Annotated in this window: 6 protein-coding genes, 1 tRNA gene and 6 pseudogenes; 5 read left to right on the top strand and 8 right to left on the bottom strand. The window is 64.4% G+C overall.

Annotated elements, in window-relative coordinates; all coding sequences use genetic code 11:
- The first annotated feature begins 167 nt into the window (after nt 1-167).
- The gene (locus ACFYYH_RS34120; protein ID WP_388559698.1) at nt 168-1,280 is read left to right on the top strand and encodes a hypothetical protein; all 1,113 of its coding nucleotides are present in this window, start codon (nt 168-170) and stop codon (nt 1,278-1,280) included.
- A 1,066-nt stretch (nt 1,281-2,346) separates the two neighbouring features.
- Here the strand turns inward: ACFYYH_RS34120 and ACFYYH_RS34115 are convergent.
- From ACFYYH_RS34115 to ACFYYH_RS34085, 7 genes and pseudogenes are all read right to left on the bottom strand, one after another.
- Nucleotides 2,347-4,425 carry a type ISP restriction/modification enzyme gene (locus ACFYYH_RS34115; RefSeq protein ID WP_388559695.1) on the bottom strand — a complete coding sequence of 693 codons (2,079 nt, stop codon included), beginning with the start codon at nt 4,423-4,425 and terminating at the stop codon, nt 2,347-2,349.
- Nucleotides 4,422-5,345 (bottom strand): annotated as a pseudogene (locus ACFYYH_RS34110) (IS5 family transposase). The gene ACFYYH_RS34115 and the pseudogene ACFYYH_RS34110 overlap by 4 nt, the downstream one beginning before the upstream one ends.
- A gap of 72 nt (nt 5,346-5,417) precedes the next feature.
- Nucleotides 5,418-5,906 (bottom strand): annotated as a pseudogene (locus tag ACFYYH_RS34105) (N-6 DNA methylase); the annotation flags it as partial.
- A gap of 1,341 nt (nt 5,907-7,247) precedes the next feature.
- A complete protein-coding gene (locus tag ACFYYH_RS34100) occupies nt 7,248-12,113 on the bottom strand; it encodes a DEAD/DEAH box helicase (RefSeq protein WP_388559692.1) in 4,866 nt (1,621 codons plus the stop codon).
- A gap of 275 nt (nt 12,114-12,388) precedes the next feature.
- Nucleotides 12,389-12,462: transfer RNA gene (locus ACFYYH_RS34095), tRNA-Met, on the bottom strand.
- A gap of 209 nt (nt 12,463-12,671) precedes the next feature.
- A pseudogene (locus tag ACFYYH_RS34090) lies at nt 12,672-13,210 on the bottom strand (GNAT family N-acetyltransferase).
- Nucleotides 13,207-14,113 (bottom strand): annotated as a pseudogene (locus ACFYYH_RS34085) (hypothetical protein). The pseudogenes ACFYYH_RS34090 and ACFYYH_RS34085 overlap by 4 nt, the downstream one beginning before the upstream one ends.
- Before the next feature lie 619 nt (nt 14,114-14,732).
- Between ACFYYH_RS34085 and ACFYYH_RS34080 the strand changes: the two are divergent.
- The 4 genes and pseudogenes from ACFYYH_RS34080 to ACFYYH_RS34065 all read left to right on the top strand — a co-directional run bounded on the left by ACFYYH_RS34080 (nt 14,733) and on the right by ACFYYH_RS34065 (nt 17,278).
- Nucleotides 14,733-15,176 (top strand): annotated as a pseudogene (locus ACFYYH_RS34080) (ATP-binding protein).
- Nucleotides 15,177-15,781: 605 nt separating this feature from the next.
- Nucleotides 15,782-15,961, top strand: a complete 180-nt coding sequence (locus tag ACFYYH_RS34075) for an FxLD family lanthipeptide (RefSeq protein ID WP_016825826.1) — start codon at nt 15,782-15,784, stop codon at nt 15,959-15,961.
- A gap of 217 nt (nt 15,962-16,178) precedes the next feature.
- Nucleotides 16,179-17,057: pseudogene (locus tag ACFYYH_RS34070) on the top strand (lantibiotic dehydratase); the annotation flags it as partial.
- Nucleotides 17,058-17,107: 50 nt separating this feature from the next.
- On the top strand, nt 17,108-17,278 hold the full coding sequence (locus tag ACFYYH_RS34065) for a hypothetical protein (RefSeq protein ID WP_388559688.1): 171 nt from the start codon (nt 17,108-17,110) through the stop codon (nt 17,276-17,278).
- 90 nt (nt 17,279-17,368) lie between these two features.
- Here ACFYYH_RS34065 and ACFYYH_RS34060 read toward each other — a convergent pair whose 3' ends face one another.
- Nucleotides 17,369-17,650: a hypothetical protein gene (locus ACFYYH_RS34060; protein WP_388559685.1), complete on the bottom strand. Its 282-nt coding sequence runs from the start codon at nt 17,648-17,650 to the stop codon at nt 17,369-17,371.
- Nucleotides 17,651-17,763: the final 113 nt, after the last annotated feature.

The following is a 17,763-nucleotide window of genomic DNA, read 5'->3' as shown; positions in this document are numbered from 1 at the left end:
GAACAACACCCACAACTCATCCGGCACCAACCGCTCAACCAGATCCGCCATGCATCGTTCAACGACTGACCACGCCATAAGAAACGACGTCTAAGAGTGATATGGAAAATGTTTCCCTTGTCTGGGTTGGTGCAATGCTTAGCGGAATCCATCAGAAGTCAACCTCGTTGGACTATCGCGCACGCATCAAACTGGTCCGCAAGGTGTCGCGACCTGTATCTCTGACAGACCTGACTCGCGTCCTTCGAAAGCATGAGGGGCGTGCTCTTCAAGTCGCCGCCATGGAGCCTTCCGGAATCTACCCGCTGGCTAAGGATATGGCCAGGGCAACGCTTGGAGCTGTCCGGTACTTGCGCCCCGAAATGAACGAACTGTTGAACTTCCTTGAGGTTGCGGTGAATTCAGACTCGCTAGACTCGGTCTCGCCTGAAGAGCAATTCTGGCGCGAAGAGCGTGACGCTATGCGGACGATATTGCGCATCGGTCAATTTTCTACGGCACTTGCGGGGGTGTGGCGCAGGCCGACCGACAGGAACGCGCCGTACTTGGCTGGTCTGATACGCGATCCCACCGAGGCGGCCCTTATGGAGCACGACACGCGTTTCTTCGACGGATGGTCCGGGGGTAAGTATCCGCAAGGAAGGTGTGATATCCAGGTCTTTACGGATGGAGCCCGACGGCTGGAAATAGCTAACGTAAATGCCACTCCCATCGAAGGTCGGCTCGGGACAGATTTGATCTACTATCACCACGGTACTCACAGTTTTACACTCGTTCAATATAAGAAACTGGGCCAGGGTGGGCGCCCCATGTACGTAGGCCCTAATGATCGACTGCACGTTCAGATTGATCGACTTGAAGCCGTGAATAGGAAAAGTCGAGTGCCGGCCGCCGCGCGCGATTGGCGATTGTCTAGTGATCACTGCTTCATTAAACTTGCTCACTGGACAGAAGAGGACTCCGCGGGCGACGCGGCGCCAACGAATGGGCTGATCTTGCCGGTAACGTATATTCGTCTGCTACTACAAGATTCTGCAACTGCTACTCGCGGGCAAGGGCGAAATCTCGGCTATGAGCAAGTGGAGCGCTATCTCACGAATTCGCAGTTTATCGAACTTGTTCAAGATGGATTTATTGGCAGCGTGGGTGTTGACGTAGAAACCCTTCGAAATATTGTTGACGAGCGCGTAGAGCAAGGGCAAGGAACGCTTGTAGCGATAGAAGCAAGCGACGAGACGCTTTCTGAGAGAAGGCGGAGAAACCACTCCCGTAGCGCCTAGTTCAACAGGGGGTCGGTGGAATCTTAATGGCCGAGTCGGGGGCGGGCCTGTCGCCGGTACCTACGTGAAGGAGTCGACCGACCCCGCATCGACTGGTATTCCAGGCGCTGGCTCCGGCGTTCCGGGCCCGCTGCCATTGGAGGACGCGGGTATGGAGCGTGTGCTCCGCCAAGCGAACAGGGCCATCCGTGCAACTTCCCCCGTGATTCAGTGCGAGACCGCGCCTCATCCTGCATATGGCAGCCAGTGATCACTAGAGGACAACAAGGTCACGACCGACTGGACCTTTTCGAGATGGCCGATTCATCCTCGGTTTGAGGCGGACGCTTGTGTGGTTGCCGGCGGACGGCCACCGCTGGGATCAGGGACTTCATGTGGGAACGAAGGGTTCGTCTCAAGTCACCGAAGGACGTGCGCGGACGTACGCGTCACTCAGAGATGGCTTGAAGGATGCGTCGACACAAGGCCGTGACGTACAAGGTGACGTGATCTTCAACCACGGCGGATCGCCAGATGGCGGACACTGAGCACCGGGAACAGCACAACCACGGATCCGGCACGGTCGTCGGTGACAAGGTCCAAGGCGGCCTACGGCAAGAAGTCCTCCAGCGAACAGCCGCCGTCGGAGAGACGTCCCGAACCGGATGATGACGAGACCGACGCCGTTGGGAGGAATTCCGGAGATCAACTCTCCGTCCGCTCATGCACCGCTCACGCAAACGGCCCCGGACGAGGAGTCCGAGGCCAGATGGCATGCCTTTCTGGGGGTGAAACCCCCAGGTCAGCGGCTTGACGTGCTGTGCCCCCGGCAGGATTCGAACCTGCGACACCCGCTTTAGGAGTTTTCCCTGGGCGGGGCTGTGACCTGCGGAAACGTAGACGATAGGGGTCTGGCCTGGGGAAACACCCCTCCGTAGTTCTCACGTGTCACGACGTTTCCCGGCCCCATGTGTGCTGAATCCGTTCTGGCGGGTCACGCCCCGACGAGCGGTCAGCGACTAGCGAGGGCGTCGGTAAGTAGGCAGGCGAGAGCGTTGCGAAGGACTGGTTACCGTCTCTGGGCTGATCAGGACCGGCGGCGGGGCTGGCGAGTGCGTGGGCCGGGTCGCACAGGTGAATGTCGCCCGGGCGGGGCGGCTCCTGGGGGGTCGTTCGGTGGGGTTAGAGGCTCGACGGGCCCAGGCAGTTGGCCATCGGCTGATTCCATGCCAGGCAGGAAATCGCTGGCCGGGCCGGTGTGGCCGTGCTCTGAGTGTTCGGGTACCGGAAGGATGCGGCGTCGGGTGAGCTCAGCGACGTCGATCAGAGGCGCCACGATGATGCGGTTGAGTAACCCCGCCTGCTGCGGTTCCAGGGAGGTCAGGTGGCTGAGTACGGCGAGGATTTCGACAAGCTCCCGGCTCCATTCAGCTGCCCAGCCCTCGGAACGCTCGCGATCCAGTTCGCTGGTGACTTTGCCGGTGGCGCGGTTGCTGCGGTAGCCGAGCCAGCTGTCGAGCACGTTGCGCCCTCCAGTGGTGTAGTTCCGCATACGCGGGGTGACACCGGTGAAGACGCCTCCCTCAATGATCAGATGCTCGTTTCCGGCGTCGTAGGTGATTGTGGAGGGGAGAGTGGCAGGCGCGACTTCTCGGGCGTATGTGATCTCGGGGTGCAGACGCCGCCACCAGTTCGATGAGCCTGCTGGGCGGCCGGCACTCGGATTGATGCAGCGTGTGCCGAAGGTGGAAGCCCACAGGATGTGGTGTCCCAGGCTGACGCCCTCGTGCCAGAGGTCACTAGCTGCGGTCAAGGGGATCCGTACGCCGAGGGAGTTGAGGTCGTCCGCATAGCGTTCGGCGAACGAGGGGTGGGCGGTGACGGCGGCGATGTAGGCCAGCAGGTCCTCAGCAAGGACCTCTTGGAGGCCGTAGGAGTTTGCGAGGTGGTGCAACAGCCCGGGGGCGATGTTGGGGGTGCGGTCGGTGTGCAAGAGCGGCAGCACACGACCGCCGTTGCCGTTGAAGTAGTGCATGTCCGGGATGAGAGCGGTAAAGAGCAGTGCCGGGCCGGTCTTCAGGCGTTGGGTGTGCTGTTCGACCGCGAAGAGCTGGCCGTCGACGGAGGCTTGCCACAGCTCTGGACGGGAGCGGTCGATGACACGTCCGTCGGGTATGAGCCACTGGCGATCAAAGGCTCTGCGAGCGATGCGTACCGGAGTAGGACAGGGGTTCTGCTCGTCGCGGAGGAGGGTCGGTGGGTGGGGATGCCCAGGAATCTGGAGGGCTTCTTTGTCCAGGGTGCGGTCGCCCGTCTCCTTGAACAGCGCTTGCTTTGTGGCCGGGTCGCGTTCTTGGATGAGCAGGTTCCAGCGTCGTTGCAGGAGGGTTTTCGAGGGACTGATGACCCAGTTTCGGTTGGGCTTGATGCCGGGCTTGTGCCATGGCATGAGGTCGGTGAGAGCGGGGAAGGCGTCCCACCCACTCTGAGAGGCGGGTGTGAAGGGGGCGAACTCGGCAGGTCGTGACCTGCGCCAGCCGGGACCGTTGATATGCAAGTTGTGCAGTTGTTCTTCTTTATCGTGGCGGGTGCCATGAACGGCCGCATAGTGGACGGGAGCCAGTTCGTCTCGCCGCTCGCCTTGCCGGCGGACGAAGATTGCGATTGCTAACTCCTGTTGGACTCCAGGAAAGAAGCGGCTGTTGACCGGCGGCCTTTTGGTCTCGGGTGTGAGGTCGATGACCCAGCCCTCGGTGCAGGTGTGCCGCAGGTAGGAGCGCATCCCCTGGAAACCTGCGCCCCGGATGAAGCCGCCGGTGCTCACGAAGCAGACGACGCCATGACGGTGGTCGTCGTGCTGGTCGAAGACCTTGTGGGTGGCCCAGCGCCAGAAGTAGGTGCACAGGCTCTTCAGCTTGTTCTCGTACACGCCTGCCGCACCGCGTAGCCCGAAGGCGTCCAGAGGCGGAGCACCGCGGCCCGGAGAACCCTTCTCTATCCATCCACCTTGGCCTTCTGCCTGTTCGCGGTGGGGAGGGTTGCCGATGACGACGGTGATGCGTTCGTTGCGCTGGATGGTGCTGGCAGCCTCGGCGTCATCACGTAAAGGCCCCCACAAGGCGCCGTATCGATCGAAGAGTTCACTAGGCACTGTTTCTCGGATCATGTGCGGAGCCAGATCACGAGGGTTGCGAGGGTGATGGTGCCGAGATAGATGTAGGCCCGTTTCTCGTAGCGTGTGGCGACCGCGCGGAAGCCTTTGAGTCGGTTGATGGCGCGTTCAACTGTGTTGCGCTTCTTGTAGCGTTCGCGGTCGAACCCGGTGGGCCGACCACCGCGGGAACCGCGGTTGCGTCGGTGTCTGCGTTGGTCGAGTCGTTCGGGGATGGTGTGCGATATTCCGCGTCGTCGCAGGTAGCGGCGGTTTTTGCGGGATGTGTAGGCCTTGTCGGCCAGGACGTGGTCGGGTCGGCTGCGAGGCCTACCGACGCCGCTGCGGGGCACCGCCACCCGCTCCAGGACAGGCTGCAGTTGGGGGCCGTCTCCGTAGTGTCCGGGCGTCAGGACAACGGCGAGCGGTCGGCATCGTCCGTCCGCTGCGAGGTGGATCTTGGTGGTGAAGCCGCCGCGGGAGCGTCCCAGGCACTCGCCGATCTGACCACCTTCTCCAGTCGGACGGCCAGTTTCCGAAGAACCGGATCGACCTGGTTCGTCCGCGTGCGAACCCCCTTTTGAGGAACCGCGGCGGGCGGTGCCTTCCTTGCGCCGGCAGCATGCTGGTGAGCCCGCACCGCCGTGGAGTCGACGGACACATCCCAGTCGATCCGGCCTGCGGCGTCCTCGGCGGCCTGCACCTTCGACAGGAGCATCTGCCAGGTACCGTCCGCCGACCAGCGGCGATGGCGTTTGTAGACCGTCTCCCACGGCCCGAACCGCTCGGGCAGATCCCGCCACTGTGCGGACCCGGTACAGCACCCCGTTGATCACCCGTCGGTGATCGCTCCACCGGCCCCCACGTGCACCACCGCGAGGTAAGTACGACTCCAGCCGATCCCACTCCGCATTCGTCAGGTCTCCGCGTCTCATGGAGTCAGCCTGCCCCCGATACCCCACCCGCGGAGGAAGATCCGAGAAACAGCGCCTAGGTCGCCAGGGGTCGGCAAGGGTGTCGGCTAGGTGCAGCCGCATGTCACGCAGCCGCACACGTGCATTGAGTCGGCGCAGCATCTGCCCGACACGCATCTGAGCGACGGCGAAGGCGCCCATCTGCTTCTCGAACCCGATCAGTCGGCCGGCCAGTTCTTGTACCGATTCGGAGCGGAAGCCTTCGTTTCCGCCTTCGGTCCGCTTGCGGGCGACGAGGTCAATGATGCCGGTGAGGAACGTGCCGGTGCCCATTGCAGGGTCGATGATTGAAACACCGGGATCGGCGAAACCGTCCGGGCAATCCAGCGTGGTGGCTAGCACCTCGTCGACAAGGCGGATCATCTCCGTCATCAGCGAGGCTGGGGTGTAGTAGGTGCCGGAGTTCTTGCGCAGGTCGGCGTCGTATTCCTGCAGGAAGTGCTCGTAGAGATGGATGTGGAAGCCGGGGTCGTCGGCCAGAGCACTTCTCCAGTCGATGGCATCGATGACGCGGATGAGCATGTCGAGGCTGTCGCGGAACTCTCCTTCGACCTGGTCGGTGAGGATCTGCAGGGCACGGCCCATGACGGAGTGCTCCGCCCCCAGACGTCGACCTATCTCGTGGAGGCTCACACTGGCCAATGAGCTGGTGTTGCCATCGGTGGTGTCGGAGCCGGCGAGCAGGAGAGCAAAGGTTACGGACTGGGCGTAGCGGTCGGCGAAAGCCGCGCGTTTGTCGCGATCGTCGGTGGTGGGAAAGAGGTCGATCTCAAGAGTGGATGCCAGGTCGGCGAAGGGGCGCTGGTGGCGTGGGAGACCGGCTTCGGCGTCGAGGCGCTCGTGGACTGCATCACGCAGGAGGGTGCACAGGGGCGCCACCTGTGCGACCACCTCCCGCATCGACGTCAGCGGTTGCGGCTGCCAGCTGAAGAACGCGGTCAGCATCGCTTCTAAGGCGACCTCGTCGGCAGCAGACAGCTGCAAGCGAGAGCCGGCAGTGCGTAGATCGCCTTCTAGATGGATGGTTTCGCCGCGTTGTCGGCCCGAGCGGTACATGATCCATGTCTGACCGTTGGTATAAATCAAGTTCGGGAGTTTCGACATGCCCTCCCACTGACGGCGGTCGCGCTGATTCAGTCCGCCGGGATGGATCACGCTCTTGTCCGGGCTCTTCAACTCGACGTAGCCGACGATGTTGCGCGGTAACTTCCCAATGCGCACTGCCAAGTCGGGACGGATGCGGTGCGCGGCGATCGCGACCTCTGCATGCAGGACAGCCTGTAGACCCAGCAGGTTCGTCGCGTCGGCGAGGAGCGTCTCCACTGCGCGACGGATCGCGGCTTCCTTCTGCCCGTGCACCAGTGCCTGCTTGCAGGTCGCACCAAACTCGCTGATGATCCGCCGAAACCCGTCCCTGCGCTGCATCCCGCCCCCAGAGGCCAGCACACTCCCGGTGTCCAACTCAACACACGGTAAGTGCAACATCACCGAACGTCGAGAGGCCCTCAAGGCGGTGTCTGGTCGCCCGTGCGATGCGACGCCTTTTTTTCGTGCGCTGCATCGGCTCTGGAGGAGCAGAGGCCCCTCCGCGGTCTAAACGGAAGGGCCTCTGACCAGGTGTTTCTCTGTGCCCCCGGCAGGATTCGAACGCGACACCCGCTTTAGGAGTGGGATTGGATCCTTGATCGGGGGTGCTTGCTGGTGCTGGGTGGTGCTGTCCTTGCAGGTCAGTGCCACCCCGTGTGATCTTCGGTCCCGGGATGTGACGACTGGTGCTCGATCACCCGCGCACACATCGCTCACGCACGGACGTCCTCCAACCCGGCGTTGCGTAGGTTCGACGCCGCGCCCACCTGTTGTTGGCTACTCCAAGATGTCCAGCTGCGGTAGCTCGTCCACGATCTTCATCGTCTCCAGACTGACGGTCACGATCCGCTTGAGGAGATCGATGATGTAGCGGGGGTCATCGGACCAGTCGTTGGGGTCGTTGGTGAGGCCGCTCTTGCCCTTGGTGTCGACCGTGAACTGGTAGCGATCGATGATCCATTCGATCGCAGACCGCGCACCCAGTTGGTAGCGGTACGCCTCCTCTGGGATGTTGGTCAGGGTGATGCGGTTGTTGTAGATGACAGTCGAACGATCCGGCTTGCCCTTCACCTTCGGGATCTTCATCTTGGCAACCCGGTACAGCTCTCGGGGCGGCGTGCCGGATACATCACCGGAGACCTTTTCGATGATGCCCGCGTACGGATCTGCTTGCTCGTAGCGGAGGTGAAGATCGGCGAGTCGTCGGCCGGCCTCGGCGAAGCCTCGGAAATCGCTCACCTTGGGGATGCGGGGGAGGGACTTCTTGAGGTCGGCGGCGAAGCGCTCGCGGTACTCCGGTGAGTGCAGCAGCCCGTAGCTGTAGTAGAAGACGTCGTCCTTGGTGATCGCGGGGTCGTCGTAGCTCTGCAAGTAGGAGCGGAGGGTCGCATCGGTGATGTTGTCAACGCGTTCATAGCCGTCGCCCTCAATGGCAGCGAACAGGTCGTCTCCCTTGCCCAGCTCGCGATACGTGTAGCGGGGGAAGTGCGGGCCGATGCTCTTGGTGCCGACGGCATGACGGTCGGGAACCGCGTCTGTCATTAGGACGGAGAAGGGCTCATCAGTCCCGGTGCCTGTGATGTAGAACCCGAAGTTCTCATGCGTCGGCGTGGGGAAAATTTGCGGGAGTTGATAGACCGTGTTGTTGAGCTTCCGATCGAAGTAGGCGAACTCGCGCGTGAAGGGGCGGTAGAACGAAGTGAAGATTCGCTCTCTCAGGAAGGAATACTTCTCTCCCTTGGAAATGCGAGTCTTGTCGGCCCTATCCCAGCTGATCTTCTTCGGGTCGAGATCGATGAACTTTTCCACGTCCGACGCCTTGGGAGCCACGACGCCTACGGTTTTACAGTGATCCACGAACCCATCTACCTGGCTGTTGTAGAAGTCAATCGTCGACTCCACGTTTTCCGTGAGGCGCTGCTTGGAGAAGTTGTAGACCCAGGAGTCGCGACCTGTCATTAGACCGCTGGAGTGCACCTCGAAAGTCGATACTGAAGAGTCTTTCCTGTCCTTCTTACCGATGGCCTGGAAGGTGGCGAACCGTTCGTCACGCTGATTTACCCAGTCGCCGGACGCATTCGGCGTGATCTGCCGCCAGTCAACGGTGTGGAGGTCCTGCCTGGCGAGGATGCGGAGCTTGTCCTCGCGGCTGAGAGAGTCGCCGATAGCGCAGTAATGCATGGCGCATTCTTTTCCGACGTCCTTGCCTCCCTTGATGAGTATCAGGATGGCAACGGTGTTCTGGCTCCCCGAGCCAAAGATCTTCCCCCCCTCTCGTTTCCAGTCGTGCGTACGCTGATTTCCCCGAAGGTTGTAGCAGTAGATCGTGCTGAACTCGTCTGTCAGGGACTTCCTAAGGCCATCCGCGGTGTTGCCGTCGATGTAGCCGCCGTTAGATACGAAGGCGACCATGCCCTCATCCTTGATGCGGTCGGATGCCCAACGGATTGCGCGAATATAGGAGTCGTACAGTGAGTTCTTGAGCGTGGCGGTGGAGCGAGCCACGTAGGTTTCGGAAATGCGCCTGTCGAGCGCCTCATACTTCAGATTCTGATTTGAGTCATTCGCGCTGTCCTGTCCCACCGAGTACGGAGGATTGCCCACGACGACGGTGATGTCTTGTCCCTGCTGCTTCTTCGCCCGCTCGCTGTTGCCTTCCAGGACTTCCATACCGTCCAGCTTCGCTGTGCCCTCGGCGAGCTGGAACGTGTCCGTCAGAACGATGCCTTCGAAGGGCTCGTAGTCGCCCCCGGCAAGGTCATGGAAGGCAGCCTCGATGTTGACGCCGGCGATGTAGTACGCGAGGAGCACGATTTCGTTGGCGTGGAGCTCACTCGTGTACTTTCGGAGCAGGTCTTCCGGCCGGATGAGTCCGGATTGAAGGAGTCGCACGGGGAAGGTACCAGTGCCGACGAAGGGGTCGATGATCTGGACGCCCTGATCCGAGAGGGAACGGCCGAGGTGCTTGGCCAGGGCTTGTTCGGCGGCTCGGAGGATGAAGTCGACGACTTCGATCGGCGTGTAGACGATGCCGAGGGCGTTGGCGGTCTTGGGCAAGGCGGTCTTGAAGAACTTGTCGTAGAGCTCGACGATGACGCGCTGGCGGCCCTCGTGGTTGTCGATGCCCTCCGCGCGGACTCGCACCGAGTGGTAGAAGTCTTCAAGGGTCTTTGTCTCGGCGTCCAGGCCCTGGTCGTCAAGGATGTCGAGCATCCGCTGCATGGCCTTGGAGACCGGGTTGTGCTTGGCGAAGCCGTAGTCCTTGAACACAGCGTCGAACACCGGCTTGGTGACGATGTGCTGGGCGAGCATGTCGACGGCATCGGAGTCGGTCACGCCAGGATTTATCGTCGCGCGCAACTCGCTGACGAACTCCGTGAAGGCTGCTTGCTTCTCGGGGATCGCCAGTGCGGCCTTGATGCGGGTGACGTGGCGCTCGGCAATCTGGGCGATGTCTTTGGCCCAGTCTTCCCAGTAGTGGCGCTCGCCGACCTTGTCGACGATGCGGGCATAGATGGCTTCCCGCCAGTCGCTGACGGAGAAGAGGACGTCCTGGATGTGCTGGGCGCTCTGGGCTTCCCTGTCCTTGGCTTCCTGTGCGCTATCCGCGGTGCTGGAGCCGTCATTGTCGCCGATTGACTCGTCGTTGGGCCCGATGGCACCGATCCCGATCTTGTTGTCGGGCTTGTTCTTGTTCAGATCGATCTGGTTGACGGTGGCGTTGAAGCGGTCGTCGTGGGCGCGCAGGGCCTGGAGGACCTGCCACACCGTCTTGAATCGCTGGTTGTCGGAGAGGGCCTTCTCCGGCAGCATCCCGGCCGGGACTGCGACCGGCAAGATGATGTAGCCGTAATTCTTGCCGGGGGCCAGGCGCATGACGCGGCCGACGGACTGGACGACATCGACCACCGAATTGCGGGGGTGGAGGAAGAGGACGGCGTCCAGGCTGGGAACGTCAACGCCCTCAGAGAGGCAGCGGGCATTGGAGAGAATGCGGGCCTGGTTCTGGCCCGGGTCCTGCTTGAGCCAGTCCAGGAGCCGGTTGCGCTGCAGCGTGTTGAACGTGCCGTCGACGTGGTCCACCTCGCAGTGCAGCACGTCGTCGTCCGCGTCGTCGTAGGCGTCGACGACCTCGTTAAAGCGCGCGGCGATCGCCTTGGAATCGGCGATGGAGCGGGCGAAGGCGACGGCCCGTTTCATGGGCGCCTCGCCCTCGGCGAAGCCGGAGCCGTCGGCGAAGGTGCCGGTGCGCTTGGCCATGGCGTTCCAACAGCCGATGATCTTGGCGGCGTCGTCGATGTTCAGCTCGGAGGACCCGCCTGCGAACCCTTCCTGAAGGGTCTTGGCGACGATTCCTTCGTCGATGGTGAGGATGAGGACCTTGTAGTCGGTGAGTAGTCCCTGTTCCACAGCGTGGCCGAAGCCGAGACGGTGGAACTCCGGTCCGTACATCTGCTCGTTGTCCATCGAGGCCAGAACGGCTGCCGCGTTCTTGGCGTCGGCTTTGGTGTCCTCGTTGTAGATGCGCGGGGTGGCCGTCATGTAAAGGCGACGATCGGCGCCGAGGTAATTGTCGTCATGAACCCGGACGAAGGCCGACTCGTCATGGCCGGCCAGGGTGACACCCGTGGTGCGGTGTGCCTCGTCGCACAGGATGAGGTCGAAGCGGCCAAGGCCCTTCTTCTGGGCCTCCGCGATCGTGGCGATGGACTGGTAGGTGGAGAAAACAACGGTCAGTCCAGGAGCCGTCTCCACGCTGGCCATCTGCTTGATCAGGCGATCCGGGTCCGTTGTGGCGGGCAGGGCCAGGTCATGCGTGGCCATGTCCTTGTTGTCGCCCTGCTGCTTGCCGACCTTGGTATCCGAGCACACCGCGAACGGACGCAGCGGCGCCTCGGCCTCGAACGACCACTCGCGCAGGGACTGTGAGAGCAGGGCAATGGAGGGCACCAGGAACAGGACAGTGGTGTGCTCGCTTTCGCCAGCAGCAGCGCGCTCCTGCTGGAGCCGTTCCACGATCTTCAGGCCAGTGAAGGTTTTGCCGGTGCCGCAGGCCATGATCAACTTGCCGCGGTTGTGGTTGGCGAAGCCCGCGAAGACGTCGTCGATTGCCGCACGCTGATGCTTGCGCGGGGCCTTCTTCGTCTGGAGGCGTAGCTCGAAAGGCTCATCGGCCGCGGGTAGATGCCATTCCACCGGGCTGTTGGCGATATCAGACAGGCCAAGGCGAGTGACCGGGATCTGCTGGTCGTTCAGTGCAGCTTCCGCGTGGACACCCCACTTCTCCGTCGTGGAGACGATCATGCGGCGGGTGAACCCGCCCTTGCCGGAGGCCGTGAAGAAGGAGTCGATGTCGTCCTTCTGGAGGGTGTGCTTGGGGTCGTAGAACTTGCACTGGATCGCGCAGAAGCCTCCGGTCTCCCGGTCTTGAGCCACAAGGTCAATACCTGTGTCGCGTTTGTCGTGTTCCGCCCCCGGCCAATCGGCCCACATCCATACCCGGCTGAACTGCTCGGTCCACTGCGGGTCGGTGCTGAGGTACTGGCGGATCAGCTCCTCGAAGCGCGTACCACGATCGCGGTTCCCGAGAGAGCCGTTACGGATCGCTCTGATGACGTCGTGCACCGACGTGGTCGTGGCCACTGCGCTTCGCTCCCCATCACTGCCGAAGGCACGCAGGTCCGCGCGCCGAGAAGATCACACCAAGAAATACTCAGAACCCTACTGGCACCCGTGGACACCACGCACGGCTGATCACGTGATGGCGAAATCCAGTCACCTATAGACAGCTGCTGGGGGAGCGTCATGAATCCCGCCAAACCCGCTTCTACGGTTTGAAACCGCCAGCAGCGAAAAGGCCGTCGGCAGCAATGACGTAGGGCCCAGATCCGTGTGGATCCGGGCCCTACGTTATGCAGTAGCGGGGACAGGATTTGAACCTGCGACCTCTGGGTTATGAGCCCAGCGAGCTACCGAGCTGCTCCACCCCGCGTCGGTGATCCCTACCGTACGCCATGCCGGCGGGTGCTGGAGACCAGCGCCCGCCGAGCGTCGGCTATAGGTCTCCCGATCCGTGGCGTAGGACGGCCTGGTGATCTGCGTGCCCTACATCTGTCTCACGGCTTGCCCGGAGTGCTCTGTCTCACGGTCGTGTCACTTCTTATGGCTGTGAGGGACGGGACGCGATGTCCCTCACAGCCATCAGCGGATGGCGCGGATCATCACGGTGAGGACCGGTGAGGCCGGTGACGGCTGACTCTGGCCGATGTCCTTGTACCCCCACGACTTGTAGAGCGCGTCAACCTTTCCGTCGCCAGCGGCCGGGTTGACCATGAGCGTGACGTACGGCTCGTCGCGTGTGGCAAGGAGGGCGTCGTGGATGCGGCGGGCGGTGCCGGTCTTCCGCCAGGTCGGTCGGACGCCGATCTCCTTCAGGGCCAGGGCCGGTCGCTCGGTGTACGTGTCCGCCGGCGCCGGGCTGGTGCGCTGCCAGTAGCGGTCGCCGTGCTCGATGGTGTTGCCGTAGGCGTAGCCGACCGGATGCCCGTCGGCGTATGCGAGGACGGCCGTGAACCCCGGTTCGGAGCCGTGCCGGTCCAGTCGTTCGCCCACGCGGTGACGGCGTAGTTCGGCAGGTGGAGGAGCGGGGCGCGTACGTCGGCGTACACGTCGAGGAGGTCGCCGCGGGCGGTGTCGAGGGTGGTGAAGGTGCGCAGTTCGATGGCGGGCGCCGTGGTCATGCGGCCATCCTCCAGGTGGCGGTGTGCTCGGTCCAGGTCTGCACGGTGGAGCTTCCCGGCGCGGTGGCGCGGAGTGCGGCCCCGAACCCCTGCAGCATGCGCGTGACCCGGGCGTGCTGGGTGGCGGCTTCGGCGGGGACCGCCATCGCGGTCACTGTGGCGGCGTCGGGGGCGCCCTGAGCGAGCTGGGCGTGGGCGAGCCGGGTGGTGGTGATGGCGCGGGACGGGATCATGTGGGGCCGGAGGGCGGACAGGCAGCGGTGGGCGTGGTATTCGGCCGTCGAGTAGTCACCGAGGGCCAAGTGCGCGGAGAGGGCCAGGGAGTCCAGCTCGGACTGGTCGTAGAAGGCGAGCATCCACACCGGCCGGTAGTCGGCGGGGTCGGCGCGCAGCATGGCGTCCTGTGCCTGCTCGAACGCCCGGCGGGTACCAGTGCGGTCCTGTGCCGCGCCATGGATGGCCCCCTGGCGGGCCAGGCCAAGGGAGGCAAAGAGGGGGTCACGGCGGGTCAGGTGCAGGTTGCGGGCGACGTCGTTGGCAGCGAACGCCTCCGCCGGTCGGCCCATGTGGCGGTACATAGTGCCCGCGTGGCTCCAGATGCGGAACTTGATCGCCTGGTCACCAGACATCTCGGCGAGGGCCTGGGCCTCACGCATGTGCGCCTTGGCGACGTCGTAGCGCCGGCCGTCGATGGCGGCCCACATCGCGGAGGAGCGGAAGGCGGCTGCTGAGGCGTAGAGGTTGCTGCGTACCCGTTGGGTGGGCGCTGCCCGCGTTCTGGAGGTTGAGCGCCTCGTCGGCAAGGGCGGCGGCCCGCTGTTCGATGCCGAGTTGTCCGCCGTGGCGGTGGTCGCTGGCGATGATCTCGGCGAAGCGCTTGTTGAGGCGGTTGACGTCGCTCATGCCGATACGGCGCGGCGATGCCATGCCGGGTGCGGCTGCTGCGGCGGCAGCCACCGCGATGCTGCCGACGAGGGTGCGGCGCTTTATGTCGGGGTCCTCCTGCTGCGGTTGGGCCGGGGTGGACGAAGGCCGGCTCCGTGGCACGAACCCTAAGGCGATGGCGGGTAGTCCGGTGACGTCCTCAAGTGCCCTGCAGCCGACTGACTTTGGCCAGGTGACCCGGCCCGCTTTCCAGGCCCGGACCGACGAGCCGTCGAGTCCACCAGGGCGTCCGGTCAACCGTTCAATGGCCCTGTTCACGGCCTCGGCGAGGCTGTTGGAGCTGTAGCCGTGTTCGGTCATCCACGCCTCAAGAACGCTGTTGCGGGTGGTGTCCATGCGGGCACGGTAGCCCGCACGATCCTCACCCGCCAGGTAAAGGAGAGGTCAAAACACCCTAGGTCGGTCCGTCGGCTGAGCACCTGAACGTCCTAACCAACCTGCGGGGAAGGGGTGTTGTCTGGGTGCTGGTCGCCCGCCGCGCCCCACGGTGCGGGCGGCTGTTGACGGCTCGGCCCGCCCCTGAGGTTTCCTCGCAGGGGCGGGCCGGGCTCCGAGACGACACGAAGGCTCCACCTCAATGACGAGTCTGAGAACACCAGTTGAGGCCCTCTCTGTCGGCCACCCCACTTACAGCCAGACCTTCCCGTGCGAGCCGTCCACGGCCGAGTTCGGCCGCGAACTCGTCCGAGATGTCCTCGGCGTGTGGCACCTCGACGGCCTCGCCGACCGTGCTGCGCTGATCATCACGAAGCTCATCGCGAACGCCTCCAGGCGCCGTCCGTGTCCCGAGATTCGCCTCACGGTTGGGCGGCCGAGCGGGACACGACTGCGTGTCGGGTTCGTGGACCGGGACCCAACGCGTCTGCCCATACTCAGCCCGGTGGCTGACGACGAGTCGGGGGCGCGGGCTGCTCCTCGTCGATGCTATCGCCGACCGTTGGGGCTACGACCTGCACGGCTCGGGCAGACGCCCTGGGGCAAAGAGGTCTGGGCGGAACTCCGCACCGAGGGCGGTAAGTGAGCATCCCGGCCACGGCACCCTCGCCCCTTCCGGACCTCGCCCGACTCCGGCCCCGCCAGCAGATGGCCATGGACTGCGCCCTCTGCGCCCGCCCACTGGGAGCGAGCGGTCGACGGCTGGGCGAGATACGTCATCGGGGCTGCCGTTCCAGCTCTGGGCCTGCCCTCCCAACTGTCAGGCCGCCAGATAGACCATCCCGACCAGCTGAGAAAGGGGCGTCCCCCCATGGACTGGCCGTGGATCACCGGTGATTGCTGGCTCGGCTGCGGGCGTACCGGAGTCCTGGAGATCTGGGCTCGGCCTGGTGCAGTGGGACGGGCAGCACGCCCCCTTCTACGCGTGCGAGCCGTGCCTCGATCGCCTCAAGGCCCAGGCGTTCGCCTACTTCATGGGGCGGCGGCCGGCGTCCGCTTGATCAGACGTCCGGCACACGACTTCCCGGCAGGAGGCAGGCGGCCCGCGAGGGACTTCCTACGCGGAGCACGTCCCTTCGTGCCGGGCGGCCAGGAGCCGTCCGGGGAGCAGCCGTGTGGCAACGCTCCCGTGACGGCACTTGGTGGGCGCTCCCGCCCAGTAACACCACAACGAATACGAGGAGTTGAAGAATGACGCGCAGCACCGTAGTTCCCAGCCGCACCGAAGTACGCCCGCAGATCCCGGGGGCATCGGACGGCTTCGACCTGGACGTCTCCCTCGTTGAGATCGCCGATCCGGCGGGCCTGGTCAACCTGACCGACGACAACTGCGGGTCCACCTGCGGCGCCTGCACCACCAACGTCGCCTGACCCGGTTCCGAGATCACTCCGGTCTGGTGCCGCCGCGTCTCGCCGCGGCGGCACCAGTCGCCCGCCCCCTCACCTACGGAGGTACTTGGTGGTTGCTCCGCCCGCAGCGTTCCGCGCTGGTTCCACCGCTCTCGTGCGCGCCGTGGCCCGGCCCTCGCTGCCGTTTCCTCCATGTCCTGACCTCAATGACCGCTCGCCCAGTGGTGCGTCTGCCCGTGTGGCGTGGCTACGCGCTGTGTGGGCGGACAAGGATGTCGCCGATGCACTCCAGCACTCCAGCCCGGTTCTGGCCGCGCAGGTAGGAGCCCTGTGCACGGCTGAGCATCCCACCCTTCGAGATGTGCAGCGCGCGGCGCTGTCCGTGGCCCGCTACCTGCTGCGGGCCCAGCACCGGGCGACGCCCTTCGGCCTGTTCGCCGGCGTGGCCACCGCGGAGTTCGGCCCGCAGGCACGGGCGGACTGGGGCGAGGAGCACGTGGCCGTCGGCCGCGCGGGGGCAGAGTGGCTGACCGCCGTGGTCGACCGGCTGGAGTCGTGCCCGGACCTCCTCGAACGGCTGCCCGTCGTCGTCAACAACACCGTGACGTATCGGGGAGACCGGCTCGTCGTGCCGTTCCAGCCCGATGTCCAGGACGACCGGACTCGCGCGGTCGAGGCGTCCCTGGCCCTGACCGAACCGGTGCACGCCGTCCTCGCCGCGGCCCGACTGCCGATCCGGTTCGGCACCCTTGTGAACAAGCTCCAGGCGGAGTTCCCCGAGGCCGGTCCCGAGGAGGCGCGTCAACTGTTGGCGGAGCTGATCCGGCGGCGGGTGCTGATCACGAGCTTGCAGGCGCCGAGCACCGAGACCGACGCACTCGGGTATCTGGTGGGCCAACTCGACGCGATCGACGCTGGAAGCCTCGCCCCGGTCGCGGAGACCGCACGCGAACTCCACGCGGTCCGGGCGGGCCTGGAGGAGTGTGCCACGCACGGCGGCCGGGACAGCGTCGCGGCGCGGATGCGAGACCTCGTCCCTGGCCTGCGTCGCCACCCCGTCGCGCTCGATCTCCGCCTGGACGCGCAGATCGTTCGCTCGCCATCGCCAGCGGCGCGGACGTCAACGTCGTCCAGACGATGCTGGGCCAAAAGTCCGCGACGCTGACTTTGGACACGTACGGGCACCTCTTCCCGGACCGCCTGGACGAGGTCTCGAAGAAGATGCACAAGCGCCGCGCCAAGCAGTTGGCCAAGGAGAAGGCCAAGCTGGAGAAGGCCGAAAGGAAGGCTCGCGAGGCTGCCGAGACGGTGGCCGCCTTGGAGGAAGACGCCGCGTGATGTGTGCCTAACTCGTGCCGGGGCGCCGGAACCGAAGGGGGCACCCCGCCGCGCTGATGCGGTGGGGTGCCCCCTTGCGTCTCCCCCGGATCAGGTCAGTCGCGGTCGGCGGCTTTCTTCCCAGAACCGGTCCATCGCAGCAGCGGCCGCATTCCCAGCCAACCGCTCGATCCGCTCGGGCACCTCGCGCTCGTCGAGCACGAAGAGCCTCCCGCCGACGAGGTGGGTGGTCGTCTTCCAGCCGAGACGCCGCCCCGCTTCCCTGGCGGCACGTCGCACGTCCTTGAGATCGCCCATCTCCGCAAGATCGTCCGCGCTGAGGATCAGCTGCCCGTAGTAGCCCTCGTACTCCGGCTTCAGGGCGGCCCGCATCAGCGACTCAAGCCGCTCGACTAGGACTTGTCCGGCCGATCATGTTCGGAGCCAGATGGTGAGGGCTGCCGCTGTTGCGGTGCCGAGGAAGATGTAGCCGCGCTTGTCGTATC

The sequence above is a fragment of the Streptomyces sp. NPDC002018 genome (assembly GCF_042890865.1).
Classification (GTDB): domain Bacteria; phylum Actinomycetota; class Actinomycetes; order Streptomycetales; family Streptomycetaceae; genus Streptomyces.
This window is presented reverse-complemented; position numbering and strand designations above follow the sequence as displayed.

Coding starts and splice junctions, on each gene's coding strand:
- ACFYYH_RS34060 (WP_388559685.1), bottom strand. CDS start 17,650: ATGCGGGCCGCCCTGAAGCCGGAGTACGAGGGCTACTACGGGCAGCTG.
- ACFYYH_RS34075 (WP_016825826.1), top strand. CDS start 15,782: ATGACGCGCAGCACCGTAGTTCCCAGCCGCACCGAAGTACGCCCGCAG.
- ACFYYH_RS34115 (WP_388559695.1), bottom strand. CDS start 4,425: ATGATCCGAGAAACAGTGCCTAGTGAACTCTTCGATCGATACGGCGCC.